This is a genomic window from Sedimentibacter sp. zth1, assembly GCF_017352195.1.
Taxonomy (GTDB): domain Bacteria; phylum Bacillota; class Clostridia; order Tissierellales; family Sedimentibacteraceae; genus UBA1535.
Map to the genome: position 1 here is coordinate 2,064,610 of NZ_CP071445.1, position 17,677 is coordinate 2,082,286.

Genomic DNA, 17,677 nt, shown 5'->3' on the forward strand with positions numbered 1-17,677 from the left:
AGGCGCTTTACCTTTCTACAATAATCATTTTTGCATCTGCTTTTCTTAAGGTTAATTCATAACCTCTTATATTAATTTGTATTGGATCTCCTAGTGGCGCAAATTTTCTAACAAAAACCTCTGCTCCATTGGTAAATCCCATATCCATAATTCTTCTTTTTATAGCACCTTCACCATTAAGCCTTTTTACTTTAACAGTTTCTCCTACCTTTATATCCTTTAATGTCATCATAAATTCCTCCACAAACATATACAATAATTTACTAAGCTTCCACTTGTTAGCGGAAGCTAACTCGAAATGTTTTTAAAAGTTAGTGTCAGCTAACTATATTATAGTTTAGCATGACTAACCCCCATTGTCAAGAAATTATTTATTATTATATTAATATTAAATAATTTTGTACATACAATTAATTATGATTTTGTACAAACAAAGGAGATAGTATGATAAAAGTTATAACTCTTTTTTTATTAGGTTTATTTCTCGTTATAAAAGGCGGCGACTGGTTTGTAGATTCTTCTATAAAAATAGCAAAATTGTCTGGTTTACCACAAATTTTTATTGGAGCAACTATCGTAAGTATTGCCACAACACTTCCAGAACTAATTGTTTCAATTACAGCAACTTTACAAAATCAAACAATTATGGCTGTCGGCAATGGAATCGGTTCAATAATTTGTAACACTGGTCTTATATTGTCCTTAAATTGTATTATTGGAAAGGTAATAATTGATGATAATGAATATACAATTAAGTATTTCTTTTTATTATGCAGCGTATCTGCATTGTTTGCATTTGGAATGGATAATAGGATATGTTTTACTGAAAGTATAATCTTGTTTTTCGGGTTTATATTTTATATATGCTACAATTTAAAGGTTATTTCAAAAATACATATTACCAAAAGCAAAGAAAAAATAAGAATATCTAAGAATTTATATAAAATTATTTTATTTTTTGTATTTGGTATAAGCTTTATAACATTAGGCTCTAATTTAATTATCAACAACGGTATAAAGCTTGCTGAAATTTTAAATGTTCCATCATCCATAATTAGCTTAACACTTATATCCTTGGGAACAAGCTTGCCCGAACTAGTTACATGTATTTCGTCACTCATCAAAAAAAATGCAGAAATTGGAATAGGTAACATCATAGGTGCCAACATTTTGAACTGTCTACTGGTAATTGGTACTTCAGGGCTACTAAAAGAGCTTTATATTGTTCCTCACAATATAACAGTTGATATTCCTATTGCTCTAATTTTGACTTTTATTTTATCAATTTCATTATTCACAAAAAAAATATGCAAAGCACAAGGATTATTTATGCTCTGCATTTATTTATCATATATTATTTTAAGTTGGAATAACGTTGTTAATCCTTAATTCTTTTAATATTCGCACCTAAATTCATAAATTTATTTTCTATGTTCTCATAACCTCTATCCATATGATGTATATCAGTAATCTCTGTTATACCTTTTGATACAAGCCCTGCTACTATAAGTGCTGCTCCTGCCCTCAAATCCATCGCTTTAACTGTGCTTCCACATAAATGCTCTTTACCTTTTATGTGTGCTATCCTTCCATTTACTTCTATATCAGCTCCCATTTTCTTTAGTTCTTGAATATACTTAAATCTATCCTCATATATACTTTCCTCTATGATACTATTTCCTTCTATTGAAGATAACAACACAGCCATAGGTTGCTGTAAATCAGTAGGAAATCCCGGATATGGCAATGTTTTTACATTAACTGGTACAAGTTTTTGCTTATAATATACTCTAAGAGAATCACCATACTCCTCTATACCCATACCCATTTCAATAAGCTTAGCTGTTATTGGTTCTAAATGTTTAGGTATAATACCATCAATAATTATATCACCTTGAGTTGCTGCTGCAGCAATCATATATGTTCCCGCCTCTATTTGATCGGGTATTACACCATATGTACACCCTTTTAATTCTGTTACTCCATTTATTCTTATGATGTCTGTTCCAGCACCTTTTATGTCTGCACCCATTGCATTTAAGAAGTTGGCTGTATCAACTATATGTGGTTCTTTAGCAGCATTTTCTATAGTCGTAATTCCTTCTGCGTAAACTGCACACATCATTATGTTAATTGTTGCGCCAACACTTGCAAAATCTAGATATATTTTAGCACCAATTAATCTATCTGCATCTAAAGTTATTTTATCATCACCAATTACAACTTTAGCACCCAAAGCCTCAAACCCTTTAATATGATAATCAAATGGTCTATCTCCTATTGCACATCCTCCCGGTAAAGGCATTGAAACATGTTTAAACCTACCTAGTCCAACTCCCCACATATAGTAAGAACCTCTGATTTTCCTAGGTAATTCATTTAAAATATTTATTTCACTAATATTTGATGTATCTACCATCATAGAGTTTTCATCAATCATCTCTATTTCAGCACCAATACTATACAATATTTCTTTATATACTTTTACATCTTCTATCATAGGTATATTTTCTATAATACATTTATCCTTACACAAAATTGTTGATGGAATAATTGCTAATGTAGCATTTTTAAATCCACTAATATTTACTTTTCCTTTTAGTTTTGCTCCACCCTCGATTATAAATTTTGACATATAAATTTCCCCTTAATATAATCTTTAGTATACTATACTATTTTTTTTATTATTTTGCAACAATTGATTATTTTTTACAATATAAAACAAAATTCGTTCTAAATTTCACTAATATTCACTACTTACTAGATAAATAATTTTATTATTATCTATTATTACTTTCCACACCAAGTCTACATTTATTGAGTTTATTACTTCAAAATCTTTGTTTTCTTTAGTATAGTAACATATTTCAATATCAGTAATTTTACAATCATGTATATCCTCATATACCATTAGTCTAAGAAGTGCTTCAGTAGCTGATACTACATTAACGGTTGCTCTTTCACTTATATTTGCAACAAATTGCTTTTCATATCCAATCACATCACCTTTGGAAATGTAAAATCTAATATAAGAGTTCTCAACCTTGTAACCTTTATATCTTTGTACAAATCTAACTATTTTGGTATTATCTTTGGTTTCTGTGAAATCTTTGATAAAATTGCTTAAATCTATGTTCTTTTCGACACAAAATTCATTTATTATATTATCCGCACTTTTTGTATTATTTATTTCAATATTAGATGGAGTTTCCTTACTATAAATTATTTTTTTTCCACCAACTATCTCAAGTTTTTCGTCATTTTTTTCATAAACATTTATATCATCACTTATCAAACCACTGTATTCACCCAAAAAATCTTCAATTAATTTTTTACTGGGATGAACTATTTTATATTCTATTTCCAAAAAAGGTCTTTTGTATATTTTTTGGGGTATATCACATTTTATTGTTATGTTTTTAGTTTCTAGTATTTCCTCCACGCTTTGTAAAAAGCTCTCGTTTTCAATTGTATCTTGTTTTTTATCAAGAAGATCATCATAATAAGTATAGCTAAATAAAAATATATTAACTATCAAAAAAGCAATTATTAGAATTGTATTTGACTTATTCCAATCCATGTTAACATCCTTTCTACAAAGTTTCTATTCTAATATTTTACCTGTTATGGCATTAAATATATAACTTTCATTGTTTATATCAATAACCCAAGCAACTATTAGATGTTGCTCACCAGGACTTTTGCCTCTATCATAATAAGCTAAATAAATATTATCTATTTCCTTTATCATTTCTTTGCTTATTGTTTTCAATTCACTGTTTTGATTTTCTGATTCATTATCTTGATTTTTTGATTCATTATCTTGATTTTCTGATTCATTATCTTGATTTTGTGCTTCATTATCTTGGTTTTTTAATTCAATATTTAATTTGACGCTGTTCATAATTACTAAGTCAGCTGATAAAATTTGATCCTTTTTCATATCATTTTCAGGATTAATGTCTATATTTCTTATCAATCTTTTATAAGAAATTACTTTATTACCTATAACTTCAACTTCTAGTGGTTGTGAGTCTCTAAGCTTGCTAAATATTATTGGATAATTTAGTATCCTATAATTAAATATAAATTTATAACCAAAATTACCATCATACTGCAAGGTTTCTACCTTACTTAAATACACATCATCAGGAAATTCCAAAAAATTGTTTGTAAAATTCAATGCTGTAACTAAATTTTCATACATATTTGTATCAGTTTCTCTACTTATATTTGCATCAAAAAAATCTAATAACCCTTCCGAGCTAATTTTTAAAACTTTTTCATTCTTATAAACAAATAACAGATTACCTTCTATTTCTTTTGATTTTCTAACATAATCAAAATCTTTCTTAAAATAATCTTTGGCTATACCTTCTATCAATAAATTATCGCTAATATCTAATTCTGATCGAACATATACAGGATTTAGTGCATATTCAATATTTGGTATTGAAACAGGCAATGACTCCCCCATAATTTGAGTATTTAAATTACACTCTATATAGTTATCTTTTATTAAATCTTTTGCAGAAGTTATAACTTTTTCATTATTTATTTTGCTGTTTTTAATAATAACAGTTGAATCTCCGTTATATATATATATGCTATTATTTTCCTTAATTCCAATAACCACTTTTTCTATATAGTTTAATTTAGTTCTTATATTCTTTTTTTCTATTCCAAAACGTTCAAGAAAAATTTCAATTGGTATACTATTATCAAACTCCATTATAATAGAATCCTCAGGATAGTATTCACCAACTACTAGGTTTGTTCTACTTTCTGAGAAATTTCTCAGTCCAATTTCTAAGTTTTGAACAGCTAATTCCCATATTTTATAATCCATTGGATTATTATACGTGTAATGAATACTAGAATCATTTATATAGTATTTGTTTGGCTTGACTATCTTCCATAAACTTATTTTTAAATCATTATTACCGTCTTCAACAATTTCATCACCCCAATTAAGGTAATTCGGTAATTGTAACCAAACCTTACTACTTAAAAAAACACATACTATTATCATCACAATTAATAAAATATTTTTTATAATTTTCATAATAACTACCTTTATTTTAAATACTTAGGTATTTTTACTTGTACTGTTGTACCCTTGTTAAACTCACTTTTAACTTCAATAATACTATCATGAGCTTTTGCTATTTGTTGAGCTATAGATAATCCCAATCCTGTCCCCCCAAGTTTTCTAGTTCTTGCTTTATCAACTCTATAAAATCTCTCAAACACACGTCCAGCATCTTCTTTTGGTATGCCTATTCCATTATCTTCTATTTTTACTACAACTTTACTTTTTTCAAGAGATACTGATACAATAACTTTACCTCTTTCAGGAGTATATTTTATTGCATTGCCTATGATATTTAATAATATTTGTTCTAATCCATCCTTATCAAATAAAACATTGCAATCTATATCTTCTAGCCTTAAAGGCATGTCTATCTTTTTACCTTTTGCTTGTAAAATAAGCTTCATATAAACTTCTTTAACAATTCTATTTATGTTAAGTTTTTCTTTTTTGAAGTTATCTTCCTCAAAATCCATTTTAGACAATTTTAATAAATCTCTAACTAGCCTTGTCATTCTATCACTTTCGCTGTTTATAACATTCAAGAAATCAGTTGCAACATTTTCTTCTTTTATTGCACCTTCTAAAAGGGTTTCTGTATAACTTTTTATTGTAGTTATAGGTGTTTTCAGTTCATGTGATACATTTGCAACAAATTCCTTTTGCAATTTATCCATTTTAACTTGCTCTGTAACATTTTTAAATACTAATATAACTCCACCCAACTCATCATTTCCATCTTTAAATGGAGCATAGTCTATTTTATATGTTTCATTTTTTGTTTTCAAGACATATGTACCACTCCAATTAGTTTCTTTAATATTGTCTAAATATAAATCTTGCGCATGTTTTGACATAATTTCATCATATATTGTATCTTTAGCTCTAACTGATAATATTTTCTTTGCAATTGGATTTATATGAATTATGTTTCCATTTTTATCTACTGTTAAAACTCCATCAGCCATATAGGTAAAAGTAGTCTCCATCTTGCTTTTTTCTTGATTAAGTTTTGACATAATACTAGTCAATTGGTCCGTTAAATAGTTAAATACTTCTCCTAGTTGTCCTATTTCATCATCCGACTTAATCTTTACCTTATGTGCAAAATCCCCTTGCGACATCTTTTTAGCATTAATTGTCAACTCTTTTATTGGACCTGTTATTGTTCTTGACAATATCAATCCAAGTATAACTGTTAATAGTAAGACCATTAAAGTGGCTTTAGTTAACATAGTTTTAGATTCATTGACAGTGTCATAAATATAACTGATATCACTTGTTAAATATATATAACCCTTAATTTGGTTCATTTCATTTCTTACAGGATATGTTATATGGCTTTCTACTCTATTGTCTTCGTCATCTTTTGTTATTGTTTCGGTAGTTACCCCTGATAAAGCTTCAACTAAGATTTTATTGCTTATTCTATCAACATCATATGCGCTAATATTTTCAACCTCATTTTTACTAGCTGCAATGATAGTTTTTTTATCATCATTTAATATAATATATAAATTTTCATTATATCCTATTTGTATACTATAATTAATATTGCTTTGAATCTTTTCAATTATTTCTTCTATTTCCCAATCATTTTGCTTCATAGCTGTAGATGATGCATATATTTGGGTAATACGTTGTTTTATACTATCTGAATTCATATCAAGCTGTATTTTTTCAAACTGAGTAATTATAAAAAATCCAACTATTGTCATAGCAAGATAGATTAACAAAAAATAGATTATTACAATTCTCCATCTTATACTTTTAAACATAATCTATACCTCAAACATATTAATTTCCATTGTTGAAATAATATCCAACGCCACGTTTTGTAACTATATACTTATCGTTATTTGTTTCTATTTTTTGTCTTAATCTAGTTATTGTAACATCAACTGTCCTTAAATCTCCATATTCATAATTCCAAACCTCTTTCAGCAGATGCTCTCTGTTAAATGTCTTATTTGGATTAAGTATAAAATATTTTAGCAAATCAAATTCTCTATTAGTTAAATCCACTTTTTCGCCGTATTTAAAAACTTCAAAATTGTTGAAATTAATTTCAATATTTCCTATTTTAGTTATCTTAGCCTTCATTTCTTCTTCGCTATTTGAAAGCTTTACTCTTCTTAGGTTTGCTTTTACCCTAGCAACTAGTTCTCTATTGCTGTATGGTTTAACAATATAATCATCCGCACCTAATTCAAGCCCTGTTACCCTATCTTGCTCCTCTTCTTTCGCTGTAAGCATTAAAACAGGCATAACACACTGCATTCGAATTTCACGTAAAACCTCGAAACCACTTTTTTTAGGTAGCATAACATCAAGTATAACTAAATCTGGTTTAATGCTATGCACAGCTTTTATAGCCTCTTCTCCATCGTATACAGTTTGAACATCAAATCCTTCTTTATTTAAGTTGTATTTTATTATTTCAGCTATAGGTCTCTCATCATCAACTACTAAAATTTTCTCGTCCACAATTCCCCTCCATAATTTATGCAAACTTACATTATTAATTTTTTATATACATACTATTAATTATACAATATTTTTTAAAATATTTACAGCATATTTTTTTATTTTACACACCAATATCGCTATCACGCATAAATTAATTGCAAGAAGGTGACTTATATGCTTGAAAATAATTATAATTCAAAGGTTTGTCCTTTTTTACAGTCAAAAATAGCATCAAATAAAGAAGAAAGTATTCCTGTAATTGTTAGCATGAAAAGCAAAGTATCATATATGAAAAGTGAAGTATGCATATTATGCAATAGGATAAAATATGAGCTACCTATCGTAAATGGCTATGCTTGCGACATGAATTTATCCAAAATAAAAAATTTTTATTCTAATCCAGATTTAGATTTTATATCATATGATTCTCCAATTCATACTAGTATGAATATTGCTAGCAAGTGTGTTAAATCGGATATAGTAAATGATTTAGGCTATACGGGCAAAGATATTACAATAGCAACAGTAGATACAGGAATTTCCCCACATAGAGATTTAATATATCCTACAAATAGAATAGTAGGTTTTAAGGATTTTATAAAGAATAATAACAAAACTTATGACGATAATGGTCATGGAACTCACATTGCTGGTATAATTGCTTCTAGTGGAATTTCATCTAGGGGTAAATATAAAGGAATTGCTCCAGAAGCTAATATTTTGGGAATTAAGGTTTTAGATAAGGATGGTAATGGAAAAGTTTCAGATATATTATCTGCTATACAATGGGTAATATATACCAAAGATGTATTTAAAACTAAAATACTTAATTTGTCTTTGGGAACTAATGCACAATATAGAGAACGAACAGACCCATTAGTTAAAGCTGCAAATAAAGCTATTGAAAAGGGTTTGATTGTAGTTGCGGCAGTAGGTAATAATGGTCCTAAACAAAGAACAATTCTTTCTCCAGCTACTGGAAGGTATGTCATATCAGTTGGTGCATGTGATGACAATAGAACAATTGATTTAACTAAAAATACCGTTGCTACCTTTTCCAGTAGAGGACCTACTAAAGATAGAATAAAAAAGCCTGACTTGTTGGCACCTGGTGTAAATATTACATCCCTATCTAATAAGGAGTATTCCGGATACACTACATTATCAGGCACTTCTATGGCCGCACCAATGGTATCAGGTGCAATAGCTTTATTATTACAAAAAACACCAACCCTAACGCATTTGGATATTAAAAAATTGCTAGAAAAAAACTGTTCGCGTTTGGGTATATCACAATTTGAGGAAGGTGCAGGAATATTAGATTTAAGTAAATTATTTAAAATATAATATAATAAAGGCACGCTAATACGCGTGCCTTTATTATAAACAATTCTTCTATTGTTTTTCTTTGATTATACTATAAGTTTATTACTTGCTTATCTATTTCTTTATATTTTAGGCGTGTGGCTTTTCCTCCTCTTATATGTCTTTCAGATTTATTTTTCAATAATACCTTCTTGACATCACTTGCTACAGGAGGATTTATTTTTGGCAATCTTTCGGTTACATCTTTATGGACTGTACTTTTGCTAACACCAAATTTTTTTGCAGTTTGTCTAACTGTAGATTGTGTATTTATAATATATTCCGCTATTTCCATTGCTCTTTTTTCTATGTAATCCTTCATAATTAACCCCCTTTAGTAAAGCAACCGTCTTATTTACATACATATGCTTATAAAGATCCTAATAGAACTTTTTTCAATAAAATATAAATTTATTTTGTATACAATGAAGTGGGATCATAAATCTCATCTTTAATAGATATTTCAAAATGCAAATGTGGTCCATCAGACATTTCAATATTTTCAACAATACCTAATGTCCCAATTTTATCACCCTGCTTAACATCGTCACCAACACTAACACTTGAACTTGATAAACAACAATATTTTGTCTTTACATCGTGTCCATGATTAATTATAATTTCAACGCCCATTAAGCTATTTTTATTTACAGCCTCTATCGTACCATCACAGGCTGCATTAACTACAAGATTTCCTTCAGGATTAATGTCTAGACCTTGATGAGTTCTCCACTCCTCAACAGTTTCGTAATAAACTAATTCATTAATATTAAATTCTCTTGATATGGTTCCTTCAATAGGTTTAGAAAAAGATTCAACAATATTTTTTTTCGCTAATTTTTCCTCTTTATCTTCAATTTCTAAAGCCTTCTCATAATCTTTTATAGTTTTATCTACATAATCCTTGTATGGATCCTCATTAGCTTTTACAATATCTGAATTTTGTTCACCTTGTTCTTCTGAAATATTTTCATTACTACTAGTATATTTCCATATTAGTGCTGTCGAAATCAAGCATATACACAAAACTATTATAAAAAAACTAGTATTTTTGTTTTTAAAGCCCTTGAAAAAGTTTTTCATGTGTTTTTTGAAATTGTTAATAAAATTATTTTGTTTCATATAAACCTCCTTATTTTGTTAGTATTATTTCCATAATTTTTTATTTAATACAAAGATGTTCTATTTATTTTAAAAAATAATATAATTATTTATATAAACTAATGGTAAGGAGTAGTTATGAAAAACAAATTAATTGTAATAATAATAATTTTATTATTGCTTTATATGATTCCCACATTGTCATTATCTTATTTTGAAAATACATTTAGTAGTAGTGAGGAAGGCCCTATAGATATTGCAGAGTCTATTGATTCTATAATAACTACAGATGAAAGTGAAATTCGATATATTGAGGTTTATCATATAAATAGCAATAAGGTTTTAAAACTTGAAATAGAAGAATATATAATGGGTGTTGTAGCAGCTGAAATGCCTGCACAGTTCGAGTTAGATGCTCTAAAAGCTCAGGCAATTACAGCTAGAACATACTTATTATACAAATTAAAGAAAACCAATACAAATCCTGAACAACATACTCAAGCTCCAATATGTTCTGGTACTCATTGTCAGGTATACCTTACTAAGGAAGAACTTATACAAAAATTTACACAAACATGGTATGATACATACTGGCCTAAAATTGAAAGTGCTGTTAATTCTACAAAAGGACAAATTTTAACATACGAAGGAAAGTTAATTGAGCCATTATTTCACTCAACTAGTGGTGGAAGAACTGAAAATTCGGAAGATGTCTTTACAAGTGCCGCCCCTTACCTAAGAAGTGTGGAAAGTCCTTACGAAGCGAATTCTCCTAAGCTAACTGCTACAATTACTATACCAATAATTGAATTTATCACAAAATTAAAGGGTTCATTGGGAGAAAATGATATAAATGCTACTAATTTAAAGGATAAAATTTCACTTATAGAAGTTAGTGAGGGCGGTAAAATTAAAACCATGCAAATTGGAGAAACCATTATAACTGGTAGAGATTTTAGGACGTTATACAACCTTAATTCATCTAATTTTAAATTGGTTCAAAATAATGAAAATATTGAAATAATAACTACAGGATATGGTCATGGAGTTGGAATGAGTCAATACGGAGCCAACGGGATGGCTATAGAAGGATTTAATTATAGAGATATCTTAAAACATTATTATACAGGAATAGAAATAATGCAATACAATTAGAGGCAAAGAATTTATACTTTGCCTCTGATTAATTTTTAGAAAAAGTTTGATATTACTGGAGCTATAATTTTAGATAGAGTTAATGAAAATACAGCTGTCATAATTACCAAGTATATCATGTAAATCCAAAATATATTGTCATCTAAACCGCAAAGTTCTTTTACACCTATGTAATTCAATATTAATAATGATAACAATCCTACAGTCATTAAAAATAATGCTACTTTCGGTAGTACAAAGCTTACTACAATACATAAAATCATTATTGCTGTAAAAGGTATTAGAATTGTTGATAACATATTAGCTGCACAATTAAATGATATCTGTTTTTTTGTAAATTTTGCAAATAACCATGTTAATAATGCAATAACTAAATAACTAAGTACTCCAGCAAACAAGCATTTGAAAAATGTACTAAAAAATCCCGCCCCAATTTCTGAAGCTTCCTTAACAAAGTCCATGTAACTAATATCACCAAAAAATCCAAATGACGTTTTATAAAATTTATAAAGCAACCTTCTTACACAAACTGTTATTGCCAACGATGAAATTAAAAACTCAACTACTGCAACAAAAACCCATAGTATACTATTATCCTTAGTTGAAGATTTAATTTCTTCTATAGTATTGTTTGGTAATGCTCCCTTGAATCTCAACAACATTTGTTTCATCATTTTCTTGAAGTCAAACTTATCACTCTGCACACTGACTACTACATTATCATTTGTGCAGTTTTGTTGGCAACTGCATATTTCGCCATCTTTTATTTCCTTCCCGCAGTTTTTACAAAATGGCATATAAACACCTACTTTCTATTTTCTATTTAGTCTATTATACCATATTTTTACAAAATGCAAGAACTATTTTAATATTTTATAAAATAAAAATAAAAGTGTAGCGTAAAACTAATTTCCGTTCTATTTGAATAAATTTAAATTATTAAGCTATATTTATTTTGTTATAATATTTAATTTGTGCTAAAATGTAAATACTACATAAATATTGAGGTGTCTTATGGAAAAAATTATATTAGCATCATCATCACCAAGAAGAAAAGAATTGTTAGAGCAAGTTGGAATTAACTTTGATATTTTGCCTAGTAATGAAGAAGAAATTATTACAAAAATTAATCCAAGTGAAATTGTGGAAGAGTTATCTCTACAAAAAGCTAATAGCGTATTAAAAATGGTTACTAATGATTCAATTATTATTGGTGCAGATACAATTGTTTCACTAAACAATAACATCATGGGTAAACCACATGATAAAAATGATGCATACAATATGTTAAAACAATTACAAAATAATACACATACTGTATATACAGGCGTTTGTGTTATTATAAAAAAAGGTATTGATTGTAAAGTTATAGTATTTCACGATTCAACAGATGTTACAATGTATCCTATGACAAATAAACAAATATATGATTACATTGATACAAATGAACCATTTGACAAAGCAGGTTCATATGGTATTCAAGGACAATCTGCTATTTATATTAAAAAAATCTGTGGCGACTATAACAATGTAGTTGGCTTACCCATTGCAAAACTTTATAATACCCTTTTAGACATAGGTATTGATCTTAAGAATTATTAAAAGGGGGTTTTTAATTTGAATAAGGCAAAGGGTTTTTCATGCGTAATTACTGCCGCTGTAATATTTGGTTTTATGCCAATTTTAAGCAAACTAACATATTTTGGTGGAAGTAATCCAATTATGCTTGTATTTTTAAGAAGTTTTCTTTGTATTCCAATACTATATAGCATTTTAAGAGTAAAAAAGATAACTATAAAAGTTCCAAAAAAAATATTGTTTAAATTCTTTATTTATAGTATAGTAACTACTACGCTAACCGCACTTTTACTTTATACATCTTATAATTATGTATCTGTTGGCATAGCTACAACAATTCACTATGTTTATCCTATTATAGTAGGATTAATATTAGTTATATTTTTCAAAGAAAAAATTAGTATCTTGAAAATTATATGCTTAGCAATTTCTTTTTCAGGTATTTTGTTATTTTTTGACGGTAATACTAGCAATGGTAGTTTAATAGGGTTATTTATTGCATTCCTATCAGGGGTTAGTTACTCTTTAAGTTTAATTTATATGGACAAGGGTGGAATAAAAGGTTATTATCCATTTTTGGTAACTTTTTATTCATGTTTATTTACTTCCATAACTATGTTCTTTGTATCAATTATAACAAAAAGTTTTACCTTGAGTATAACACCTAGTGGATGGCTATATTCATTTATACTTAGTATAATTGTTTCAGTTATAGCAGTAACCTTTATGCAAATCGGTGTGCAAAATATAGGGCCTACAACTACTGCTATACTTTGTATGTTTGAACCTATAACAAGTATTATTCTAGCTATTTTACTTTTTAATGAGCCATGCACATTTAGAAATATTTTAGGTTGCTCTTTAATAATATTTGCTGTTCTACTATTAACTATCTTCGATAATAAAAAAGAAAGCATAAGTAACAATTGTTAATTACAAATTGTTACTTATACTTTTAGTAGCAAGCATAGCTGTTGAAAAAGCAGCTTGAATGTTATACCCACCAGTTTCACCATCAATATCTAATACCTCACCAGTAAAATATAATCCCTTCACTAGCTTTGATTGCATTGTTTTTCTATTAACCTCATCTAAACTAACTCCGCCTGCTGTTGCCATAGCAATATGATATCCACCCAAACTTTCAACTTTAAATTCATAAGAAAATAGACTATTTATCAAGCTTTGCTTATCCTTCCTAGATAACTGACTACATATTGTATCATCTTTTATATTATTTATATAAAATATTTTATCAATAAATCTTTTTGATAAATTAGTATCCTTAAATATTGATTTAACAAGTTGCTTACCGTTTTGCTTTGTAACTTTTTTTATTAGCTCATTTATTCTATCATTTGTTAAGCCTATAAAATTGATTTTTATTATATCACCTACTTTAACATATTTTGAAAAGTTAAGTATAACAGGCCCTGAAAGATTTTTATGTGTAAGTAATAAATCTCCTTTCGTTTCTTTAATCTTTTTATTATTTCTCCATAAAGAAACCTGAATGTCTTTAAATGATACTCCTGAAAGCTCACTAAATTTATATTCTGCTACATTTATAGGTGTCAAGCAAGGTGATGTTTCAACTATACTATGTCCTAAACTTCTTGCAATACTATATCCATCACCTGTAGAACCCGTAATTGGATATGACTTGCCACCAGTCGATATTATTAAATTTTTAGATGTAAATTTTTCATTTCCTGTCTTAATAGTAAAAAACTCTAATTCACTATTATATTTAACTTCCGCTACACAACAATTATATTTAACTAATGCTTTATTTTTTTTTATTTTTTGCAGAAGTGCACTCAATATATCATTCGCTTTTAATGATTTAGGAAACACCTTGCCATCATCTCTTATAACACTTTCTACACCCAATTTCTCAAAATACTTTATTGAATCATTATTGTTAAAATTATATAAAGCCGGTTTCAAGAAGCTACTGTTTGCGCCATATTTTTTCAAAAAATCATCTAATTCTCCTGAATGTGTAAAATTACATTGTCCTGCTCCAGATATCAGCATTTTTTTACCTGCGCAGGTATTTTTCTCAATTAACAATGTTTTTACACCATTTAAATTGCAGGCTGCCAAAAGTCCAGATGCACCTGCGCCAATAATTATTGTATTAAAATCAGTTATCATATAACTCCCTATAATAATTTAATTTAAAATAGACATAGTCTTTAACCATGTCTATTCATTATCTACTATTTTTACCGTTCTATTTTATTATTATACTAACAGCGTTAAATGTTCCACCACTATATGAACCAACACTTATAATAGAATCACCAATTTTCAAATCCTTGATATATTTAACCTGTGCTGATAATGTCATTATTTTAGCATTTGAACCTAAGCTTACATATAAAATCTCTTCTTCACCAAATTCTTTTGTTATTTTTACCATAACTGTTTTCTTTTCAACATTAATATAAATAATCTTTCCATTTATCTGTTGTGATGCTTCCGTTTCTGTAGCTTCAATTGAAATTACATCCTGTCCTTCAAAGCTTAAACTTACATTGTAGCCAACCCTTAAATCATATATTGATGATGTACTATTTAAAATACTCATTTTAGCATTGTTGCTTACTCTATATTCGTGTACTGCACCATCTTTATCTTGTATCTTAATTTTATTTTGTGTTCCTATAATTATTTCTTTAATTACTCCTGCTGTATCTGACTCTGTTGCAACTGCTGTTGCATCTATTGCAGTTAATACATCATATTCTGTTCTAACTACTACTAAATCACCTACTCTTAGTTGATCAAATGTAGTATCTTTTGAATTCCTAGTTACATCTGGTTCACTAACATAAACAAACGTATTAATTTTACCTGTTGCATCTTCAATCATAAGCTTTATAGGAATATCGTATTCAATATTTTTTATTTTACCGCTATATGTTTGCAATCTTCCTATAGCATCTACTTGGGTTACCTTGTCATCCATAAGTTTTACAGTTACTTTATCATACTTAACTAAGTTTTTAAAATCAATAATTTTTCCATCAAGAGTAGTTACTACATTTTCCCCTATAGTGTATGTCTTTTCGTTATTTTTATTGTCAACAATGATTAACTTCATAGGAGAAACAAAATAAACTCTTTTAATTTTGCCCTCTACTAGTGTTATTGATGTATCAACTGTAACACTCTTTGCAATATTTGTCGATACAGCCACTTGACATTCTACAGACATACCCTTCTCTAATCTTTTGATACTTGATGTAGTTTTGTCAATTTTTATATTAGTTTGCTCTTCAACCATTCTAACAATACTTACTTCTTTTGTTGTATCTAGCTCAATCTCTAAATAAGACTCTATAGAATTCAATGTAACATTTGTTACAGTACCTTTTAAAGTCAAATAAGTTTCAAAATCAGGAAACTGTGGTTTTACCTTATTATCAGATATATAATCATATGCTATAGAAACCATCTTGGCAAATTGTTCCCTAGTTATTTCACTTTTTGGATTTATATTGCCATCTGTATCTCCACCTAATATTTTTTTATCGTGCATTATGTAAATATATGGTCTTGCTGATGTTGAAATCTTAGATGAATCAGAAAATGGTAAGGTATATATTTTAGAAGATAGTTTTTCCACTTCATCTTTTAAAAGCATTGCCTTTGTCATCAAAATAGCAACTTCTTCTTTTGTGCTTTTTTTACCTAAATATCCTTTATCATTCAAACTCTTTAATCCATCTGTTGAAATTATATTTAATGCTAATGCTGTAGAAAGCTCATTATATGCCCAACTATATTTACTATCTATATTTTCTTTTAAGAATGAATCATATTTAGTCTGTATCTGCTTTTGCAATTTTTCATCTATTGTATATAATCTTGAAAGCATAATTAAAGTTTCAAGTTGTGTTACTTTATCCTTAGGTCTAAACGTCCCATCTGTACTACCTTTAATTATTCCTAAATCGGCTGATTTAACTATGAATTCCTTTGCCCAGCTATTATCAATATCTGTAAATTTAACAGTTTCCGCACTTACAATTGATGTCATAACCATGCAAAATATCATAGCTAACACTATAATTTTATATACTTTCTTGTTTTTCATTAGTTCCTCCCACAATTTTTATTAATTTCTTAGTTAATTACAATTTGCTATTTTGTTGAATATTATAACATAAAATGCTGTTATTTGCAATTTAATTTACAACTGCTAATTGGAACTTTACTTTTTTTAAAATACTGATAAAATATAATTAATATTTAACAAAGGGGTACATATGAAAACAATAACAAGTATTGAATACCAAAAAAAAAATAATAAAAGAGTAAGTGTATTTTTAGACAATAAATTTGCTTTTGGATTAGATTTGGAAATATATTTAAAATATAATTTATCAAAAGGTGTGAAATTAGATGATGAATTTATTGAAAAGATACTTAAGGCTGAAGATTTTTCTAAAGCACTCAATTATTCAATAGCTCTTTTAACAAGAAAAGACAGAACAGAAAAAGAGATAATTACCAAATTACTCGAAAAGGATTATGAAAAAAATATAATTGACAATGTTATAACTAAATTAAAAGAGTATAATTATATAAATGACACAATTTACTGTGAAAAATATATTAACGACAAATTAAAATTCTCAAAAAATGGTATTAATAAGATTAAGAACGGATTATATCAAAAAGGTGTTGATAAAGGTATTATTTCCCAGAAAATATCTATGATTGATAAAGAACAGGAATATGAACGTGCTCTTGCTATAGCTGAGAAAAAAATTAAAACTTATAAAGAAATGGAAATGATTAAAATTAAATCAAAATTATTTAGATTTCTTGTAAGCAAAGGATATGATTTTGATGTTGCAAACAAAGTAATATCACAATTAATAAAGAGATAATCTTTTGCAA

The 17,677-nt window shown here is 27.9% G+C and carries 17 protein-coding genes; 6 read left to right on the top strand and 11 right to left on the bottom strand.

Translation table 11 applies throughout. From position 1 onward, the window contains the following. Window positions 1-7: 7 nt before the first annotated feature. The gene (locus JYG23_RS10010) at window positions 8-232 is read right to left on the bottom strand and encodes a ferrous iron transport protein A (protein ID WP_207235536.1); all 225 of its coding nucleotides are present in this window, start codon (window positions 230-232) and stop codon (window positions 8-10) included. 212 nt (window positions 233-444) lie between these two features. Between JYG23_RS10010 and JYG23_RS10015 the strand changes: the two genes are divergently transcribed. After that, a complete protein-coding gene (locus JYG23_RS10015) occupies window positions 445-1,389 on the top strand; it encodes a calcium/sodium antiporter (RefSeq protein ID WP_207235537.1) in 945 nt (314 codons plus the stop codon). Here JYG23_RS10015 and JYG23_RS10020 read toward each other — a convergent pair. The 5 genes from JYG23_RS10020 to JYG23_RS10040 all read right to left on the bottom strand — a co-directional run bounded on the left by JYG23_RS10020 (window position 1,379) and on the right by JYG23_RS10040 (window position 7,582). Then, entirely contained in the window at window positions 1,379-2,635 is a 1,257-nt protein-coding gene (locus JYG23_RS10020) for a UDP-N-acetylglucosamine 1-carboxyvinyltransferase (protein ID WP_207235538.1), read from the bottom strand. The genes JYG23_RS10015 and JYG23_RS10020 overlap by 11 nt on opposite strands. A gap of 108 nt (window positions 2,636-2,743) precedes the next feature. After that, complete coding sequence (gene yycI, locus JYG23_RS10025) at window positions 2,744-3,580, bottom strand: two-component system regulatory protein YycI (RefSeq protein ID WP_207235539.1); 837 nt, start codon at window positions 3,578-3,580, stop codon at window positions 2,744-2,746. Window positions 3,581-3,604: 24 nt separating this feature from the next. Beyond that, a complete protein-coding gene (locus tag JYG23_RS10030) occupies window positions 3,605-5,065 on the bottom strand; it encodes a hypothetical protein (RefSeq protein WP_207235540.1) in 1,461 nt (486 codons plus the stop codon). 11 nt (window positions 5,066-5,076) lie between these two features. Then, complete coding sequence (locus JYG23_RS10035) at window positions 5,077-6,870, bottom strand: ATP-binding protein (RefSeq protein WP_207235541.1); 1,794 nt, start codon at window positions 6,868-6,870, stop codon at window positions 5,077-5,079. Window positions 6,871-6,889: 19 nt separating this feature from the next. Then, window positions 6,890-7,582: a response regulator gene (locus tag JYG23_RS10040; RefSeq protein ID WP_305848861.1), complete on the bottom strand. Its 693-nt coding sequence runs from the start codon at window positions 7,580-7,582 to the stop codon at window positions 6,890-6,892. A 153-nt stretch (window positions 7,583-7,735) separates the two neighbouring features. Here JYG23_RS10040 and JYG23_RS10045 point away from each other — a divergent pair, with 153 nt between their 5' ends. After that, complete coding sequence (locus JYG23_RS10045) at window positions 7,736-8,908, top strand: S8 family peptidase (RefSeq protein ID WP_207235543.1); 1,173 nt, start codon at window positions 7,736-7,738, stop codon at window positions 8,906-8,908. Between the two features lie 70 nt (window positions 8,909-8,978). Here JYG23_RS10045 and spoIIID read toward each other — a convergent pair whose 3' ends face one another. Continuing rightward, window positions 8,979-9,248 carry a sporulation transcriptional regulator SpoIIID gene (gene spoIIID, locus JYG23_RS10050; RefSeq protein ID WP_207235544.1) on the bottom strand — a complete coding sequence of 90 codons (270 nt, stop codon included), beginning with the start codon at window positions 9,246-9,248 and terminating at the stop codon, window positions 8,979-8,981. An 89-nt stretch (window positions 9,249-9,337) separates the two neighbouring features. Next, on the bottom strand, window positions 9,338-10,048 hold the full coding sequence (locus JYG23_RS10055; protein ID WP_207235545.1) for a M23 family metallopeptidase: 711 nt from the start codon (window positions 10,046-10,048) through the stop codon (window positions 9,338-9,340). A gap of 117 nt (window positions 10,049-10,165) precedes the next feature. Here JYG23_RS10055 and spoIID point away from each other — a divergent pair, with 117 nt between their 5' ends. Next, window positions 10,166-11,182: a stage II sporulation protein D gene (spoIID, locus tag JYG23_RS10060; protein ID WP_207235546.1), complete on the top strand. Its 1,017-nt coding sequence runs from the start codon at window positions 10,166-10,168 to the stop codon at window positions 11,180-11,182. A 35-nt stretch (window positions 11,183-11,217) separates the two neighbouring features. Here spoIID and JYG23_RS10065 read toward each other — a convergent pair whose 3' ends face one another. Then, window positions 11,218-11,979, bottom strand: coding sequence for a Yip1 family protein (locus JYG23_RS10065; RefSeq protein WP_207235547.1), 762 nt, complete (start codon window positions 11,977-11,979; stop codon window positions 11,218-11,220). Between the two features lie 217 nt (window positions 11,980-12,196). On the opposite strand from JYG23_RS10065, the gene JYG23_RS10070 reads away from it, so the two are divergent. Together JYG23_RS10070 and JYG23_RS10075 are read left to right on the top strand one after the other, a co-directional pair. Continuing rightward, window positions 12,197-12,784: a nucleoside triphosphate pyrophosphatase gene (locus tag JYG23_RS10070; protein ID WP_207235548.1), complete on the top strand. Its 588-nt coding sequence runs from the start codon at window positions 12,197-12,199 to the stop codon at window positions 12,782-12,784. A 15-nt stretch (window positions 12,785-12,799) separates the two neighbouring features. Beyond that, entirely contained in the window at window positions 12,800-13,693 is an 894-nt protein-coding gene (locus JYG23_RS10075) for a DMT family transporter (RefSeq protein ID WP_207235549.1), read from the top strand. Here JYG23_RS10075 and JYG23_RS10080 read toward each other — a convergent pair whose 3' ends face one another. Continuing rightward, a complete protein-coding gene (locus tag JYG23_RS10080) occupies window positions 13,694-14,920 on the bottom strand; it encodes an NAD(P)/FAD-dependent oxidoreductase (RefSeq protein WP_207235550.1) in 1,227 nt (408 codons plus the stop codon). Window positions 14,921-14,999: 79 nt separating this feature from the next. Beyond that, complete coding sequence (locus JYG23_RS10085; protein WP_207235551.1) at window positions 15,000-16,868, bottom strand: S-layer homology domain-containing protein; 1,869 nt, start codon at window positions 16,866-16,868, stop codon at window positions 15,000-15,002. A 172-nt stretch (window positions 16,869-17,040) separates the two neighbouring features. Between JYG23_RS10085 and JYG23_RS10090 the strand changes: the two genes are divergently transcribed. After that, window positions 17,041-17,667 (top strand): RecX family transcriptional regulator, encoded by a 627-nt coding sequence (locus JYG23_RS10090; RefSeq protein ID WP_207235552.1) that lies wholly within the window; start codon window positions 17,041-17,043, stop codon window positions 17,665-17,667. Window positions 17,668-17,677: the final 10 nt, after the last annotated feature.